Here is a 16,671-nt window from a genome sequence, read left to right on the forward strand (position 1 = left end):
TAAAGTATTGCTCCATTCTACTTTTCCAAGAAGTCTGTAAAAATAAAAAAACAGCATGCCATAAACTTTACTGGCATACTGTTAGGCAATTATGAAGTGAAGCATGCCTTAACATGCTTCACGAATTATTCTATTTGTAGTGTTTAATTTTAATCTTGGTTCCGGATTCGCTGGACTCAATATCCCAGTCTAAATTCATGCCCTTCACCATAATATCGACAATAGATAAGCCAATACCAGCACCTTTGGCATTGGATTCATTTTTCATTCCATTTCCGTGATCCTTTATGATAAATGCATCATAACGCTCCGTTGATTCGGTTTCCACACCAACATATTTCCCGCTACTTGCATGACGTAATATATTTTGAAATAAATTATCGACTATACGTCCAAGCCAAATCGGATCCACTTGCCATTCATTTTTCTCAAATGGATCTAGCTCAATATCGATTTCAAAGCCTTCCTTTTCAAACACCGGATACCATGTAGTCATCTGCTCACGTACGAAACGTATAATGTTAATTTCTTTCGCTTCAAATTTATATTTACTAGCCATCAGCAGTGTATAAGACATTAAATTTTCTATTAAAGTATCAATATTAACAATCGACGTTTCCATTGCCTTAATGGCTTGTTTTCCATCCTCTGATAATACTTCTTTACTTATTGAATACGATTGCGCCCGTATTTTCGTTAATGGTGTTCGTAAATCATGCGATAAATTAGCAATCAATTCACGTCTCAACTGTTCTTCCTTCTGCTCACGATTCTTACTCTCCCTAAGCTCACACACCATACGATTAAAGCTTTGTTCAAGCTGACCGATCTCATCTTTCTTTTTGACCTTCGTTTCAATAGGTAAGCCATCTACATCACGAATTTCCATTGCTTCCTGCAGGTGCAATAGTCGCTTTCGAATCCCTCTGAAGAATAAAAAAGATATAGCAATGAAAAATATGATAATCGCAATAGTGCCAGCAATTACAAGGTACCCATACTGTTCATAAACATTTCTAAGAGGTGGATTAAACACTTCTCTAGGAATTTCAAAAACGATAAATCCATTCGATTCGTCCTGTCCTAAAAAAGCTATAACTGTAAATGGATCTTCCCCATAATGTTCTTTTATAAACTTTGTTGTAAATGCTGGCGTCCATTCTGATGGTAGGTGCTCCTTTACGTCCACTTTTGTCCGTAATGTACCATCTTCACTTACCCAAAACATGGATGATTTAGGGTACTGACCCTTCCAATCCTTAAAATGCTGTGCAATTGTATCCTCTGTGAAATTTTTGATACTCTTAGCTTCTGTAAGCCATTTCTCTTCTACTTCGCTTTCCCTGAGAACTTCACTTGAAAAACCAGTTTTTCCTATTCCAAACATAAAAACGGCAATTGCAAAGTATGATAATTGAACAATAGAAATCGCTAAAAAAATAATTACCATATACTTAGCTAATAAAGATCGGAAAAATTTCATTGTTTCACCCTATATCCAATACCACGTATAGTTTCAATAATTGTCGGCTTGGCTGGATTTATCTCTATTTTTTCTCTTAAGTATCGAATATGCACCATTAATGTTTTATCGCCTTCTATGTAACTTTCACCCCAAACCCCTTCATAAAGCTGTTCCTTCGTTAAAATTTGATTTAAATGGCGAATAAAATACTGTAATAAATAGAATTGCTTACCGGTTAATTGAATTTCTTCATCGGTTTGCTTGTTGATAATTCGCATCTCTTTCGTATAAATTTTTAAATGCTGCAGATCTAATACATCATCATTTTTTTGATATCTTCTTAGTAAAACCTCCACACGAGCTATAAGTTCATCTGGATGGAATGGCTTTGTTAAATAATCATCTGCGAAGTTAAGGCCCTCTATTTTATCCTCTACAGCAGTTCGTGCTGACAACATTAAAATTGGGATTTCTTTATTTTCTCGCTTAATTCTTTTACCAATTGAAAAGCCATCTAAGCCTGGCAGCATCACATCCAATATAGCGATATCCTTAAAAGCTATATGCTGATCGACCTCTTCCCCGGATTCGAGCCATGTAACCTCGTAGCCTCTTTCCGTTAAATCCTTTGTTACCCATTGGCCAATCTCTTTTTCGTCTTCTATGTACAATATGTTATACAAAATGGTAACCCTCCCAATCTAGATTATTTATTTGAAATAAATGTTATTTAGAGCGTATTCGTATTATACGATTTCATCGGTTTGCACTCAATCATTGTCAGTAAAATGAGAGAGTCATTGAATAAATCACATCTAAAGCTCGGTTTGTCGATAAAATTAAAAAGGTTAGGTGATAAAACTAAAAAGTTGGACGATAAATTTTAAAAGTTGGGTAATAAAATCAAAAAGTTGGGCGATAACAATAAAAACGTATTTGGATTCCCCAAATACGTCTATCTTATTAATTATTTGTCATAATCAACATATCATTATCATCAAACTGCCACATGTCCCCATAAGCAACTTCCCAATAGTAGCCGTTTGGGTCTTGGAAATAGCCGCTATAGCCTCCCCAGAATACAATTTCTGGTTCCTTGACGATGTTAGCTCCGGCCTGTTTAGCTAAATCAAACACTTGATCAACTTCTTCTTTCGACTTTCCGTTATAAGCAAGCGTAACCCCGTTAAAGCCATTGCCGATAGCCGGTGGATTTGCCTCGTTTATATCTTTTACTAACCGATCAATCGGAAACAGTGAAATTTTTGTCCCACCATTATTAAAGAAAATAACATCTGGATTTGTTTCTTCACCATAAACAATGACTTCAAATCCCAGACCCTCTCGATAAAATTTAAGAGACTCGACCATATCTTTTACACCCAACGTAATTAAATTTAAACGATTCATCCCACTCTCTCCTTTATAAAAGATTCAATTACTTATTCTATTTCAGGCATTGAGTCACCTTCTACAAACTATAAATATTTACTTTATCCATTAATTTTAATTAATATAAAAGACCAAACAACGTAAACTAATAAAAATTTCTTACAGTGAACCATTGATATCTCACAAAAGTAACCTCTACGTTTCTATGAAACTAAAAAGTGCGTACTTTTTTTTGCAATAGCATGGAAGCATAATAAGAAAGCAGCAAAGCACAAACGAAAATTGGAGGACAGAAAAATGATTAATCATTTACAAGATAAAATTACATTAAATAACGGCTTACAAATGCCTGGTATGGGTCTAGGTGTATTCCAAGTACCGAATGATGTTACAGCAGAGATGGTAAAAAATGCGATTGAGGTTGGTTACCGTAGCATCGATACTGCCGCTATTTATGGAAATGAAGCAGGTGTTGGTGAAGGTATTCGTCAGGCACTAGCAACTACTGGTTTAAAACGTGAGGATTTATTTATTACATCTAAAGTATGGAACGATGGCTTGAGCTATGAAGAGACAATCGCTGCATACGATGACAGCTTAGAAAAATTAGGGCTAGATTATTTAGACCTTTACCTTATTCATTGGCCAGGTAAAAATAAATTTGCAGAAGCTTGGAGAGCACTCGAAGATTTATACGAGCAAGGGAAAATTAAAGCTATTGGGGTATGTAACTTCCAAGTATCGCACTTACAGGATCTTCTTAAAATTGCTCGTATCAAACCAGTTATTAACCAAGTGGAACTCCATCCACGATTACAACAAACTGAGGTACGTTCATTCTGCGAAGAGCACAATATTCAAGTAGAAGCTTGGGCACCATTAATGCAAGGTGGACTTCTTGATAATGAAACTATTTCAAAAATAGCTGAAAAATACGGGAAATCAAATCCTCAAGTGATCTTACGTTGGGATATTCAAAATGGTATCGTTACAATTCCAAAATCTGTGCGCAAAGAACGTATGATTCAAAACGCTGATATTTTTGATTTCACACTAACTGATGAAGAGATGGCAATCATTAACGCCATGAATCTAGATCAACGCGTTGGACCAAACCCAGATGAATTTGATTTTGTCATGTAAATGTTAGCTATATAAACGTGAAAGAGACTGTCTTATTTTCTTCTCTTAGACAGTCTCTTTCCAATCTATTTAAGATGTATGCTTTATGGCGATATCTTCATCACGTTGCATGATCAGTACATCTTCACCTTGATCTTGTAACATTTCGATATGTTTTTCACCCCAAGTGCAAAGCATGTTCAGCACAGGGTCCATCTCTTGACCATAAGGTGTTAGCGAATATTCAACTTTTGGCGGTACTTGATTGAAAACCTTACGATTAATTAATCCAGACTGCTCTAATTCACGCAATTGGCTTGTTAGCATTTTTTGTGAAATGCCTGGAATTAATCGGCGAAATTCATTCGTACGAATCTTACCATGGTGGTTAAGATGACAAAGAATAATAGGTTTCCATTTGCCCCCAATGACCTCAAGAGTGGCTTCGACACCAATATTATAAACTTTTTTCATTGTGAACCCCCTGTAATATTCAAAAGTAACTAAAAGTACCCTATACAACTTTAAGGTATGTATGAATATTACTATATACTATAAAAAAAATCAAAGGAGATAGTAATAGAATGAAAGATACAAAAGTGCCGAATGCCAAACTAACATTACTCGCACTTGCGATTAGTGCATTTGGTATCGGCTCTACAGAATTTATAAGCGTTGGATTACTTCCATTAATTACAGAAGATTTTGATATAACATTGAGTACTGCGGGTTTAACCGTATCCATATATGCATTAGGTGTAACTATTGGGGCACCGCTTTTAACAGCCTTAACATCGCGCCTTAGTCGCAAAAATGTGTTGCTGCTCGTTATGGTATTGTTTATTATCGGTAATTTACTTGCAGCTATAGCACCCTCATTCTCATTACTACTTACTGGGCGTGTAATTTCAGCATTAGCACATGGTGTGTTTATGTCCATTGCATCTGTTATCGCTGCAGATGTTGTGGCACCGAATAAACGAGCAAGTGCAATAGCTTTCATGTTCACTGGACTAACATTAGCAACTGTGACTGGTGTCCCACTAGGAACTTTTATCGGACAAGTAACAGATTGGCGAATGTCGTTCATTTTCATTGTCGTTATTGGTATTATCGGATTAATTAGTAATGCTCTGCTTGTACCTAGTCAATTATCGAAAGGGAATCCAATATCCATTCGTGATATAGGGAAAGTATTAGGAAATATAAGAATGCTATTAATTCTCTTTATTACTGCAATTGGATATGGTGGCGCATTCGTAGTATACACTTATGTTTCTCCTATTTTAGAGCAGTATATGGGCTACTCACCGAAAGCAATAGTCGTGATTTTAGTTGTATACGGTATTTGTGTTGCCATCGGTAATACATTAGGTGGTCGTTTTGCGAATAATAACCCTTTACGTTCGATCTTTATTATCTTTATAGGCCTAGCATTAGCACTACTCGGCATCGACTTCTTTTTAGAATCATCAATCGTTGGGTTAATAATGGTCTTTATGATGGGGCTATTTATGTTTATGAATGTACCGGGATTACAACTTTATGCCGTTCAGCTTTCAGAAAAATATATACCATCAGCTATTTCAATGGCTTCAGCATTAAATATTTCGGCCTTTAACATTGGTATTTTTCTAGGATCATATATTGGCGGAATCATCGTTCGCCACCAATCATTAGCGTATACTCCTATATACGGATTCGGCATGGTGATGCTTGCCGCAGCTACTACGTTACTATGGTTAATCTTTGATAGAAACAAAAAATAAATACGTTGCTTGTGAGGAAGGTGCTGTCTAAAACGCCCCTTCCTTTTTGCTATTTATTAGATTCAAGGAAAGTATCATCAAAATATGCCTTGAAATTTGGATACAGATAGTCTAATGACGATTGAATATCGGCAGCATCATCAAATAAAATTTCATGTTCAATTTCATATATTGCACAATTGTCTTCATCAGCATTATTATTTAAATCAATACAAATTATTTTTCCATACTCTGTATCCCATGAAAATGGTAGGTATCCTAAACTACATAATGTTGGATTAAACATATCCCTTACGTTATTTAAAGGGTCCTCTATACTTTGGTCAGGTATTACACCAAAATAATGGTGATACGTTGAAATAAAAGCTTTATACCATTCGGGAAAATGAAGTCCGAACTCTTTTTCTAAAGCTTGAATATCTTCCTCCGTTACAGTTGAAGGAATCATTCTCCACACAGACCACTCACCGTCGATATCAACTACCTTCATTTCTTCAGGTACATCTGGGCACATCCATCTACAAAACCCTTCTTCAGACACCTGATTATAACGTTCATAGTAAACTTCAAAACCATTTTTTATGTATGCACGAATATCCACCTTAACAACTCCTTTTGAAGAAGAATAATAAACCGTTGAACTGAGCCCCTTTTCGCTCAAGCTTTTCAAAGCGGTAGCCATTAACACCTAATGTCTCCGTTATACATAAGATAATGTATCAGCTATAGGATAGGAGGAAGTTAGTTGTATTACAATCCTTATCCATATTTTGTCTATCCTAATTATTATCCAACATGGGTAATGGCAAATCAACCAACTACTCAACATTCTAGATATCTAGCAATGCCAACAAATAGAAGCCCATTTCCACCCATCAATACAAATAAGTTGAAGACTTCAGCGAAACGGATTAAGACTATTATGCAGCAGGCACAATTACTTACGGATAAAATTGATGAGTCAGAGCAATTTGCACATGATCTTATAGACGCAGCACAACAATCCAATAAAACAGAAGTTGAAAAGTTAATTGCGTCAACAGGCATTACAATAAAATTTGAAACAACCTATACACCAGATGGATTACGTATAATATTTACTGAGAGCAGTTGTTGTAAGCTAACATTATTGTTGGGTTGGTGAAGAGTTGGCCCCTTGAAGCGGGCCTCTTTTTTCGCAGAATGAATGCAAACTTTTAACCTTGTATCCCTATTGAACTTGTAAACAATAAAAAGATATGCTAAAGTGTTTGTAAGTTTTATTTCTGAAAATTCTTATATCGCATTTTCTTATCAAGAGAGACGGAGGGATTGGCCCTATGAAGTCTCAGCAACCAGCCTATAGGTATGGTGCTAATTCCAATTGGCAAAATTCGGCCTTGAAGATGAGAACACTTACTGCAGTTACTTTGCACAAGAGTCCTCTTCATGGAGGGCTCTTTTTTATTTGCTATCAAGCAAAACATAGCACCCAAAATTTCAAAAGAAAGCGAGAAAATATTATGGCAAACGAACTTTTACAAGCAATTCAACTATTGAAATCGAAAGAATGGGTAGATTTAACACATACATTTGGTCCAAATTCTCCTCATTTCTTTATGTTTGATGATGCAAAATTTGAAACATTATTTTCCCATGATGATGGGTTCTTTGCACAGCAATTCACGTTCCCTGGGCAATACGGCACACATATCGACCCACCTATCCATTTTGTGCGAGATACACGCTATTTAGAGGAATTAGAGCTAAAAGAATTAGTGCTACCACTCATCGTTATTGATAAATCGAAGGAAGCCGAAATGAATAACGATTACACGTTAAGTGTTCAAGATGTTCTTGATTTTGAAGCTGAGTATGGAGAAATTGAAGCAGGTACCTTTGTAGCCCTGCGTACTGATTGGAGTAAACGTTGGCCAGATAAAGAGTCTTTCAGCAACAAGGACGGTGATGGTCATAATCATATCCCTGGCTGGGGATTAGAAACGTTACAGTTTTTATTCAACGAGCGCAAAGTAAGTGCTATCGGTCACGAAACTTTTGATACGGATTCAGCAGCGGATTTTCGTACAAATGGTAAGTTAGACGGTGAATATTTTGTGCTTGAGCAAGATACTTACCAAATTGAACTGATGACCAATTTAGACAAGCTACCTCCAAAAGGCGCTGTTATTTTTAATATTGTACCAAAGCCTGAAAAAGCATCTGGATTCCCTGTCCGTTCATTTGCTATATTACCTTAAAATAGCAATAGGTCTGATTCGATGAATATTGAATCAGACCTATCTTACCTTTTATTTATTTCGGTGAATTCCTTCTTTTGAAAACTACATAAACGATCAACATCATTAGTATGAACAATACTATAAGATAAATGCTGTAGCGAGATAAATATACCCCAACATAATGCCATTTCTCTCCCAGTACTTTACCTAAAGTAATAAACGTAAATGTCCATATAGTTGCTCCCGTATAGGCAAAGAAAGCAAATTTTTTATAAGAATAATTATTAATAGCTGCAATATATGCTGTAAGATGACGCACACCAGGAATAAAATATCCTATTAATAATAATCCCGGCCCTATTTTTGCAAATAACTGTTTAGTAAAATCAATTTTCTGCTCAGTAATATGAATTTTCGAACCGTATTTTTGTAATAAAGGTAGTCCGAATCTATAGCCTATATAGTAGCTCAGGGTAATTCCCCCTACCGCACCTACAATAGCGCTGATTAAAGCGGGGATATGCGCCAGAGTTTCACGATATACACTATACCCTACATATGTCAAAAATATCTCATCAGGAAGTGGCAGCCCAACAATCCCTCCAACTAGGATAAGAATGATGCCAAAATATCCGTAATGCTCAATAAGAGATTGCACGTGATGCGCCATAAATCCATCCCACCTAAAGCGTAATAATTTTTTATAGTTAGCTTTATCATAACTCAATAGAGACAACATTATGAGTGTTATGGTTTCAATCCAATTTTCTCCACGCAACTATACCTTGGCATCATTGCGTCAGAAATCGGAAAGGCGTTAAATTATTTGTAGCTCACGAAGAGCATAATCAATACCACCCTCAGTTGATTTCTTTGTTACATAATTAGCCACATTTTTTAATGCTTCACTACCGTTACCCATTGCAATACCAAAGCCAACCTGCTCCAGCATATCGATATCATTATCTCCATCGCCAAAAGCAAGTGCATCCTCAGGACTCAAGTCGAAATAATCTAGGACAGCTTGGATAGCAATAGATTTAGAAACATCATGTTGCAAAACATTTGTAATATAAGGATGCCACCTTTTAAATAATACATGGGGAAATGTTGAAGTATACTTTTTCTCAATATCCTCATCACCATATAAACACATTAAATACACCTCTTGCGTAACGATAGCTTCATTGATAACAGGAAACTCTTGCAAAGATAATGTTTCTTGCATGGCTTTTAAGGTCTCTTTTTCTCGGACGTTATTCATTGATAATTGTTCTGTAAAAAACGATAGACTTTGTTTATTTTCATCAGCAAAAGCTTTTACGGCCTGGACAATTTCTTGTGCAACAGGTATTTTATGTATGACTTGATCTTGGTGCTTAGCATATGCACCATTCGCTGTAATAAACGTCTCTATTCCTACATTTCTTAAATCCTGGCACATCGATAAAGGTCTTCCTGTAGCTGCAACAATATGAATTCCTTTACTCTTTAATTGTTGAATAGCGTTCCTTGTACTTTCTTCCATACAACCATCTTCATAATTAACAAGCGTACCATCTACGTCAAAGAATACAATTTTATAATCCATCGTTCGCTCCTCCTTAGCGTTTCACATAATTTTCACCAAGCGTGTGGTTGATTTCCGTTCCGGCTGGGCGCTTTATAGCTGCCGCTTCGCTTTCGCTGATCTCCAAGGAGTCGCCCAGCCTCCACCCTAATCAACTTATACACAGGATACATATTAATAACATAGATCTTCTTCATTTTGGGGATGAATCTAAATAGAAAACACTAAATTCTGATACAGGATTCTTTTGTCGGCCAATATCTGTCTCCAATCGACACATTTGTAATTTTAATTTTACATTAAGTAACATCTTTATACTAAAATTCACTATAGGTATTATTACTTATATCAGTAAAATTAGTTACTATTTAATTTAACATTAATTGGACAAACTAAAATAAATGTATAACTTGCTACAACTGCACCGATAAATACTATTACGGGTACATATAGAAATTTAAATAACAAAGAAAGTAATGGACATATTTATTTTAATAATGCTAAAGGAGTATACCAAAGAACATAGAATTGTTAATATAAAAGATAATTAATTAAATACATTGAACGATTCTATCCATCGTATAAATAGAACAAAAGAAACGATGCAAAGGAGTTTATTCTTATGGCATTTAACATTTACTACTATGAAAGTAGTGTAGATTGCAAGTTTTGCAAAAAGCATTTTACTACATATAAAGTACGCCCTAATCGATATAAAATTATCGAAGAACAAACAGACTTCATGCCTGTTTATGAGGGTTTAAACCCGTTATTGTATGAGGTTGCTGTTTGTCCACATTGTGGCTATGCTTACCACAAATCTATGACAAGAACGTATGGACCTTTTCTGCTTCTTATTGATGAATTGTATATAAAAGAGCTACAAAAACCAATGGATATGTGCAAGGAACGTACGATTGATGATGCCATTGTAAGCCTTAAATTAGCTTATCTTGTTTCAAGAGCATCTATGGAAGAGTCGCTTCTTATGGCCAATTTCGCACTAAAAATAGCCTGGCTATATCGCTTAAAAAATGATCATGAGTCGGAATTGCGCTACCTCTTCGCTGCAAGAGATTTTTACAGCAAATCTTTTGCATCCAATCAAGAGGGCGGAGAGAGAATTCAATATTTACATGCCGAATTAAGCCTTCGACTTGGAGATATTGCAGAGGCGAAAAAAGGATTTTCTCGATTAATTGCAGATCGACATGTTTCCAATAAATATCGGAAACTAGCACGAAATCGCTGGGAAAACTATAAATATGACGAGCAACCTAACAATATACATGAAAGTATAGAAGAAGTTATCAATTGAAGTAGACGAGGAGAGTAATAAACATGCAGCTATTTGCAAAAAGGATTGATGTGAGAGAAGAAGATATTTTTTCAGAACTACACCATTTTTTACTGAGAAAAAATAATCGTTATTTAACGAACGACGAGGTAGTTGCATTAACTGGGGTTTCATCAGACCTACTCTATAAATGGGTAAAGGCAGGAAAATTGAAAAAATCAATTTTCCCTAATTTAGGCGCACCTTGTGAACGCTGTGGACAAATTACTCAGGCAAAAATCTGTGTCAGCTGCTCCTCAACCATCGTTAGTACATTAAAACAAGAGGAAAAGGATCGTGCATGGTTCAATCAAATACAGCGGAAAAACCAAAGAGCTAGCGCGTATCACTATAAATAAAACTATCAACATCTTCAAATTTACTTAAGCTTTGGAGATGTTTTTTTGCCTACCCCTATTCGAATCACCTAGAATAATGACATTCACCCAAATTTAAATAAAATTTAAACAAAGTCCCTCTTTACTTTAAACTTAATTACTTATAATTGGTTTTAACATATAACGAAGGACTGATAGAGAATGACAAAAGGTAAGAAGCGTAAGGTTTTATTATCATTAAGCATTGCACTAACAAGCTTTGTAACTTTCAACGGGGTTTCAAATGCATCCGTAGCAGTTCCAGCGATAGAAGAACGCGTAGCTTTCGATAACAAATTAGAGGTTAAGGCAGCTCGCACATCCAATGAAACACTTCAGGATTGGAAAAAGTGGACAAACGACCATGCCTACAGCTTAACATCCATTCAGCCTGAAGCAGTTGGTAAACAAAATATACCATCTACTAAATTTGAAGATTTAGAGATGCTAAAGCCTTTATTGCATGATAAGCGCATCGTTTTTTTAGGGGAAAGTTCACATGGTACAGCCGAATTTAGCCTAGCAAAAACACGTTTAATTCAATTTTTACACCAAGAGATGGGCTACAATGTCCTAGCTTTCGAAAGCGGTATGGGGGATGCTATGAATGCTCAAGGACAAATTGATAAACAAATAGCGAAACAAACGATGAAGGATGCTATTTATCCTGTATGGTGGTCAAAAGAAACACTAACGTTATTCGAATATGCTAAAAAAACACAGAAAACAGATAAACCATTAAAATTGACTGGCTTTGATATTCTACAGCAAAATGTATTTACGAACGGTGACTGGCTACAAAATAGTCAACTAGCGAAACAGTTCGGTGAAGTAGAGGAGCAACTTGCAGACTGGACCTACGGTAAGGATTTAAAGGGCTATCAAAAGGTAAAACCAAGCATTATTAAAGTATATAAGCAAGTGAAATCACAAGTACAGCTTAAAGAAAAAGAGTTAAAGGCAGCTTATCCGAGCGAACCACATATTGTAAAGCTTATGGAACGTACTTTAGCTGACCGTATCCGTTTTGCAGAAGAATATGTAGAATTATCAATTCAATCCAACATTGAAGTAGAACAAAATAAATACGATTCTTATTTTAAAACAATGGAATGGCGTGACCAATCGATGATGGAAAACCTACTTTGGTTAGCAGAGGAGATTTATCCAACTGAAAAATTCATCGTCTGGGCGCATAATGACCATATTCGTAAAGCACAATCCGAAGTAATGGGTTCTCCATATCCTGTAAAATTACTGGGTGAACGTCTACCAGACATCTACAAGAAATATAGCTATGTGCTTGGCCTTTATATGACTAGTGGGGAAACAGCAAACAATATGGGTGAGCCTATGGCCGTTTTACCGACAGTGAAAGGCTCAATCGAGGATATTGTTTCATCTTCAAATAAACCTTACACATTTATCGACATGCGAAACCGTCAAAATGAGCGAGGCAACTCATGGATGTTTGAACCACGTTTATCTTATAGCTGGGGAATGATTCAGGAAAGTCTTGTTCCACGCGATCAATATGATGGTCTTCTTTTGATTGATAAAGTAAGTAAACCTCATTATATTAAATAAAAATGTAAAAATAGCAAACTAGTTTCTACTTCTAGTTTGCTATTTTTCCTTTATATTCAAGTATCCATCGATATGTTATCCCATTCTTCACTTCGATGCCCTATCATCCAGAACAACCCTCTGCGTCTTTCCATGACGATGCTTTCATTCATCCCAGCAGGAGCCGCTTGGTCTTTTATGCGACTATCTACACAAGCCCACTGGTATCTGTAAATCTTGTCGGCTTCATCCAATATCTCTTTCTGACTACGCATGACCGTTTGAAGATAAAATTGTTCAAACGTTTCACAGTTAGAAACAACTTGAATGGCGTACTCGCAATCACATACTTCATCAGGGAAATCAAGCTTTTCAACAAGGCCAAGTGCCCAAATAAGCGTCCAATAAGCCTCATATTGCCACGAAATATTAATGGCTTCTTGCACAGCTGGTTCTGAAGCTTGTAAAAAGTCTCTTTCATTGCTAGTTAGAAAGTCTTCCACTTTATATGTGCGTAACATATTGATGAAAAAGTCTCGCGATTCTTCTATATTTCCCCCTTGCGCTACATCACAGGCAAATTGAATGACAATTAACAAGGCTACAGCTCTTCTAGCAATGTCTTCTTGGGTTTTAAACTGACAATCTTCAATTGGTGGGAGCTGAGGGAGTGAAGTTGTAAATGGAATAGCTCTTTCCTTTAAATAGGCTATCGTGTTATTTTTTCTTTGCTCGCCTTCTTCTGATGTCACCTCTTCCCCCATAATCTTTCGTGTACACGCATGAGGTCTAAATTTGGATGGACCTGATTGCCCCTCAGGATAAACAATAACGGCCCCTTCATCGTCTAGTAAAGTGCCATCAGGTAGAAAGCCAATCCCCCCTATATTTGATAGCAGGTTTGTAAATAACTGCATCTGTTCTTCATTGATCTCTTTTTCCGATTCAATCGCAATCACTGTGTTTAAAACAGTGATTTGCGTTAACACTAATTCTTTTAAATGGTCATCTTCAAAAGGAATGTTATCGTAATAGCCCATCATTCCAGGAATATTATTAGCGAAGTAGTCTGGATTTGTATCTTCAGACATGACTCTAATGATTAATTTATACTTTTTAAACAGCGCCTTGGATTTTATTAAATACTCATTATCATCTTTATCGATGGCAAAGCCTTTCGCGAAAACATCTGAAATTTTAACTTCAATATCATCGATGTCGTTCTTAGATGCAAATATTGTGAAATAGTTCAATTTTCTCTCCCCTTTATTCACCAACTATCTAAGCCTTCAAGAGCTTGGCTAAATAGCTGTTTATTTTTTCGTAGTATTTCGTTTTCCTTCCAAAAAGCAAGCAATTGTCCCCAATTATCTTTATCTACACACGTTGTCGGTACAATTTCTCGCTGCATCATTTGATATACCGCCCGTATCGCGGTAAGCCTTTCTACTTCACTGCCACTCAACCACTCAAATAACGTCTCTGCACTTGGCTGTGATTCTGCTAAAAGTTCACCCCATCCATCTACTGGGAATGAAACATAAGGCTTCATCCAAGCTATCGTTTTCGGATTATGAAAATGGCGTAGCCGGTGTAAAGTAGTATAGGCATCAACTGCCTTTTTTTCGATATCTTGAAGAACAAGAGATAAACCTTCTTCTGCTGGTAGACAATACGCTGTTAAATAATCTCGAATCCGACTAGGGATATCATTTCTGTCACTCCAGAGTGTCCTTACCCAATCACTTGCCTCAACCGCACAAATCTCTACTAACACTTCACTCCATGCTTCTTTATAGGCTGGTGGCAGAGATTGTTCAATTTTATGTCGGAGTGCATCATACACCTTACTAGAATCAAACTGTGCAAATGCTTCCTTAACGCTACCTTTCAGTCCATGCATCGATACATATATTAATAAGGAATCCAAGTTTGACATTGCTTGGCTCAGGGTTAGTGTGAAATATTGTTCGAGCCACTTTAGCCATAATTCAGAGCTAGTCAGGCTCAAATCCAACCCATCCTCACTACAAAACTGTCGATGCTGTCCACAATCCGCACCTATACATCCTAAAGCTGTAGCCCGCTCCACATAAATAGTAAAACGCTTGGCAAGTAGGTCGAATTCATCTTCCTCGTGACTCCAATACCAAACGGAACCATCCTCAATTCTAATAAGAAGGGCATCACCGTTGCCAGCTGTGTGAAACTGTAAATATAGTTGTTCATCTAGATTTTCACCGTCACCGCCGAAATCAGGAAATTCCAGATCCTCCAAGCTCCAGCCAAAATCACCTGAAGGCGTCTCCCCTAGCTCAATAGGCAGTAGGGCTTCGTCTGGCAAAGACCAATACATCCCCACTTGTCGCGAACAATGTAGCAATAAATCGCGGAACTCTGAAGGTATACGAACGCCAAGTCGTTCCTCTACTTTTGATAGCTCTTGCTCTGAAGCTACAGGCGCTATTTCAAGTGGATGCACCCAAGCTCCTTGCTGTTCAAGCTGCTTTAATATGTACGCCCATCGTTCAATCCATTTTTGCAATACGATCCCTCCGCGTTAAGAAAAGTACTCTATACATAGTGAGTTATGTTCACTTTAGATCCGAAAAGCTTCCTTGCTCAACCACTTGTGCCTCTTCTTTACCAATTAAAATACTTCCGCATAATAAGCTACATAATTTTAACTAAGCACCACTTTCCTGAGTCGCCTAGTCGGAGCAGAAATCAACTTAAATATGGTATATATTTTAACAAATGTCATCCACAACTTTTGGCAATCAGCCTATTTTATGTATAAATACCTTTTTTGCTCTCACCAAAAACTTAAAAGTTATGATAAATTACCCTACCTTTTCTAGATCCTTTTTCGTTAATATTACTATTAGTCATTTTGACCATTAAAAATATCCCTTTATAGAACCTCTGAATGATGCTACAAAGAGATAGTTTACTTATCACGTATCTTTTTTTATTTCTATCATAATTTTCGTTACATAATCCTCTTCACGATTTTTAATCACGGCATCATAAATATATTCCTCATAAACGTACTGCCCTAGTTCAAAGCCTTTTTCCCGCATGACCTTAAATAATCGCTCGTAAGATTCTCCCAGTGTAGCGGACGTTCCTATATGGTATCCAACAATAAAATCCCCTTCAATCGCCCTGAAATAAGGATGACCTTCTTGTGGATGCGGCTGCTCTATATACAAATAACTATAGTTATCATAATTTCCTGCTAATACTTGCTCTCTTCTTGTCATGCCTCCAATGGGATAACCTGTATCCAATTGAGAGCGATCTAATTCATCAATAAAGTCGGAAACAGCATGTGTAAACTGTTCTTCCGTCGAATCCTCGATATTTTTACTTAAATACAATGTCGCTTCTGGAAGATGTTCAATCGTAATGCTGTCAAAATCAAGGTTTAAAGCTGCTTTTGTTAAGTCGATTTTTACATCAATAATGCTTTCAATCATCTCCAGCTCTCGACGTTTTCTCGCTACAATTTCCTTCTGCTGATACATCAAGTCCAAGAAATTTTCAGGTGATTTTTCTGCCATATATTTTTGAATATCCTTTAAAGACATACCGACAGCCTTTAATAGCTCAATCACACTGAAAAATTCATATTGTGCAATGGAATAATAACGGTAATCTTTATTGTCCTTCATAATGGGTGATAATAAACCGATTTGATCGTAGTAAATTAACGTTTGTTTATTTACCTTACAAATTTTAGCGAATTCACCAGTTGTGAAATATTTCACATTTTTATTAAACATTTTTAAGTTTCTCTCCTTGACTGTATAGTTACTATATACATTAAATTGTAGCTATTCACAAACA

17 protein-coding genes and 1 riboswitch are annotated in these 16,671 nt (G+C 36.4%); of the genes, 7 read left to right on the forward strand and 10 right to left on the reverse strand.

Annotation, left to right across the window (positions count from 1 at the left end):
- Positions 1-130: 130 nt before the first annotated feature.
- The 3 genes from MOK21_RS15390 to MOK21_RS15400 all read right to left on the reverse strand — a co-directional run bounded on the left by MOK21_RS15390 (position 131) and on the right by MOK21_RS15400 (position 2,875).
- On the reverse strand, positions 131-1,483 hold the full coding sequence (locus MOK21_RS15390) for a HAMP domain-containing sensor histidine kinase (RefSeq protein ID WP_249074875.1): 1,353 nt from the start codon (positions 1,481-1,483) through the stop codon (positions 131-133).
- Positions 1,480-2,148, reverse strand: a complete 669-nt coding sequence (locus MOK21_RS15395; RefSeq protein ID WP_249074876.1) for a response regulator transcription factor — start codon at positions 2,146-2,148, stop codon at positions 1,480-1,482. The genes MOK21_RS15390 and MOK21_RS15395 overlap by 4 nt, the downstream gene beginning before the upstream one ends.
- Before the next feature lie 280 nt (positions 2,149-2,428).
- The gene (locus tag MOK21_RS15400; protein WP_249074877.1) at positions 2,429-2,875 is read right to left on the reverse strand and encodes a VOC family protein; all 447 of its coding nucleotides are present in this window, start codon (positions 2,873-2,875) and stop codon (positions 2,429-2,431) included.
- A gap of 279 nt (positions 2,876-3,154) precedes the next feature.
- On the opposite strand from MOK21_RS15400, the gene MOK21_RS15405 reads away from it, so the two are divergent.
- Positions 3,155-4,000 carry an aldo/keto reductase gene (locus MOK21_RS15405; protein ID WP_249074878.1) on the forward strand — a complete coding sequence of 282 codons (846 nt, stop codon included), beginning with the start codon at positions 3,155-3,157 and terminating at the stop codon, positions 3,998-4,000.
- A 69-nt stretch (positions 4,001-4,069) separates the two neighbouring features.
- Here the strand turns inward: MOK21_RS15405 and MOK21_RS15410 are convergent, their stop codons facing one another.
- Complete coding sequence (locus MOK21_RS15410; RefSeq protein ID WP_197143893.1) at positions 4,070-4,453, reverse strand: winged helix-turn-helix transcriptional regulator; 384 nt, start codon at positions 4,451-4,453, stop codon at positions 4,070-4,072.
- A 110-nt stretch (positions 4,454-4,563) separates the two neighbouring features.
- Between MOK21_RS15410 and MOK21_RS15415 the strand changes: the two genes are divergently transcribed.
- Positions 4,564-5,748, forward strand: a complete 1,185-nt coding sequence (locus MOK21_RS15415) for an MFS transporter (protein WP_249074879.1) — start codon at positions 4,564-4,566, stop codon at positions 5,746-5,748.
- A 49-nt stretch (positions 5,749-5,797) separates the two neighbouring features.
- On the opposite strand, the gene MOK21_RS15420 is transcribed toward MOK21_RS15415, so the two are convergent.
- Positions 5,798-6,349 (reverse strand): SMI1/KNR4 family protein, encoded by a 552-nt coding sequence (locus MOK21_RS15420; RefSeq protein ID WP_249074880.1) that lies wholly within the window; start codon positions 6,347-6,349, stop codon positions 5,798-5,800.
- Between the two features lie 144 nt (positions 6,350-6,493).
- On the opposite strand from MOK21_RS15420, the gene MOK21_RS15425 reads away from it, so the two are divergent.
- Together MOK21_RS15425 and MOK21_RS15430 are read left to right on the forward strand one after the other, a co-directional pair.
- Entirely contained in the window at positions 6,494-6,892 is a 399-nt protein-coding gene (locus tag MOK21_RS15425; protein WP_249074881.1) for a YuzC family spore coat inner layer protein, read from the forward strand.
- A 143-nt stretch (positions 6,893-7,035) separates the two neighbouring features.
- Positions 7,036-7,140, forward strand: a riboswitch (SAM riboswitch).
- A gap of 110 nt (positions 7,141-7,250) precedes the next feature.
- Positions 7,251-7,988: a cyclase family protein gene (locus MOK21_RS15430; protein WP_249074882.1), complete on the forward strand. Its 738-nt coding sequence runs from the start codon at positions 7,251-7,253 to the stop codon at positions 7,986-7,988.
- A gap of 55 nt (positions 7,989-8,043) precedes the next feature.
- Here MOK21_RS15430 and MOK21_RS15435 read toward each other — a convergent pair whose 3' ends face one another.
- Positions 8,044-8,640 carry a DedA family protein gene (locus MOK21_RS15435; protein WP_249074883.1) on the reverse strand — a complete coding sequence of 199 codons (597 nt, stop codon included), beginning with the start codon at positions 8,638-8,640 and terminating at the stop codon, positions 8,044-8,046.
- 147 nt (positions 8,641-8,787) lie between these two features.
- Positions 8,788-9,561 carry a Cof-type HAD-IIB family hydrolase gene (locus MOK21_RS15440; protein WP_249074884.1) on the reverse strand — a complete coding sequence of 258 codons (774 nt, stop codon included), beginning with the start codon at positions 9,559-9,561 and terminating at the stop codon, positions 8,788-8,790.
- A 601-nt stretch (positions 9,562-10,162) separates the two neighbouring features.
- Between MOK21_RS15440 and MOK21_RS15445 the strand changes: the two genes are divergently transcribed.
- From MOK21_RS15445 to MOK21_RS15455, 3 genes are all read left to right on the forward strand, one after another.
- Positions 10,163-10,858: a DUF2225 domain-containing protein gene (locus MOK21_RS15445; protein ID WP_249074885.1), complete on the forward strand. Its 696-nt coding sequence runs from the start codon at positions 10,163-10,165 to the stop codon at positions 10,856-10,858.
- Positions 10,859-10,881: 23 nt separating this feature from the next.
- On the forward strand, positions 10,882-11,235 hold the full coding sequence (locus MOK21_RS15450; RefSeq protein WP_249074886.1) for a hypothetical protein: 354 nt from the start codon (positions 10,882-10,884) through the stop codon (positions 11,233-11,235).
- A gap of 180 nt (positions 11,236-11,415) precedes the next feature.
- Positions 11,416-12,840, forward strand: a complete 1,425-nt coding sequence (locus MOK21_RS15455; RefSeq protein ID WP_249074887.1) for an erythromycin esterase family protein — start codon at positions 11,416-11,418, stop codon at positions 12,838-12,840.
- Positions 12,841-12,896: 56 nt separating this feature from the next.
- On the opposite strand, the gene MOK21_RS15460 is transcribed toward MOK21_RS15455, so the two are convergent.
- The 3 genes from MOK21_RS15460 to MOK21_RS15470 form a co-directional block, all read right to left on the reverse strand.
- Positions 12,897-14,072 carry a DUF4272 domain-containing protein gene (locus MOK21_RS15460; protein WP_249074888.1) on the reverse strand — a complete coding sequence of 392 codons (1,176 nt, stop codon included), beginning with the start codon at positions 14,070-14,072 and terminating at the stop codon, positions 12,897-12,899.
- Between the two features lie 17 nt (positions 14,073-14,089).
- A complete protein-coding gene (locus MOK21_RS15465; RefSeq protein WP_249074889.1) occupies positions 14,090-15,364 on the reverse strand; it encodes an SMI1/KNR4 family protein in 1,275 nt (424 codons plus the stop codon).
- 412 nt (positions 15,365-15,776) lie between these two features.
- Complete coding sequence (locus tag MOK21_RS15470) at positions 15,777-16,607, reverse strand: MerR family transcriptional regulator (RefSeq protein WP_249074890.1); 831 nt, start codon at positions 16,605-16,607, stop codon at positions 15,777-15,779.
- Positions 16,608-16,671 lie beyond the last annotated feature (64 nt).

Source organism: Lysinibacillus sp. BPa_S21, assembly GCF_023337795.1.
In the GTDB taxonomy this organism is placed as follows: Bacteria; Bacillota; Bacilli; order Bacillales_A; family Planococcaceae; genus Lysinibacillus.

What these genes read in the sequence shown, in the direction of transcription:
- MOK21_RS15415 (WP_249074879.1), top strand. Translation starts at nt 4,564, where the DNA reads ATGAAAGATACAAAAGTGCCGAATGCCAAACTAACATTACTCGCACTT.
- MOK21_RS15435 (WP_249074883.1), bottom strand. Translation starts at nt 8,640, where the DNA reads ATGGCGCATCACGTGCAATCTCTTATTGAGCATTACGGATATTTTGGC.
- MOK21_RS15470 (WP_249074890.1), bottom strand. Translation starts at nt 16,607, where the DNA reads ATGTTTAATAAAAATGTGAAATATTTCACAACTGGTGAATTCGCTAAA.
- MOK21_RS15400 (WP_249074877.1), bottom strand. Translation starts at nt 2,875, where the DNA reads ATGAATCGTTTAAATTTAATTACGTTGGGTGTAAAAGATATGGTCGAG.
- MOK21_RS15430 (WP_249074882.1), top strand. Translation starts at nt 7,251, where the DNA reads ATGGCAAACGAACTTTTACAAGCAATTCAACTATTGAAATCGAAAGAA.
- MOK21_RS15390 (WP_249074875.1), bottom strand. Translation starts at nt 1,483, where the DNA reads ATGAAATTTTTCCGATCTTTATTAGCTAAGTATATGGTAATTATTTTT.
- MOK21_RS15450 (WP_249074886.1), top strand. Translation starts at nt 10,882, where the DNA reads ATGCAGCTATTTGCAAAAAGGATTGATGTGAGAGAAGAAGATATTTTT.
- MOK21_RS15410 (WP_197143893.1), bottom strand. Translation starts at nt 4,453, where the DNA reads ATGAAAAAAGTTTATAATATTGGTGTCGAAGCCACTCTTGAGGTCATT.
- MOK21_RS15445 (WP_249074885.1), top strand. Translation starts at nt 10,163, where the DNA reads ATGGCATTTAACATTTACTACTATGAAAGTAGTGTAGATTGCAAGTTT.
- MOK21_RS15455 (WP_249074887.1), top strand. Translation starts at nt 11,416, where the DNA reads ATGACAAAAGGTAAGAAGCGTAAGGTTTTATTATCATTAAGCATTGCA.
- MOK21_RS15405 (WP_249074878.1), top strand. Translation starts at nt 3,155, where the DNA reads ATGATTAATCATTTACAAGATAAAATTACATTAAATAACGGCTTACAA.
- MOK21_RS15440 (WP_249074884.1), bottom strand. Translation starts at nt 9,561, where the DNA reads ATGGATTATAAAATTGTATTCTTTGACGTAGATGGTACGCTTGTTAAT.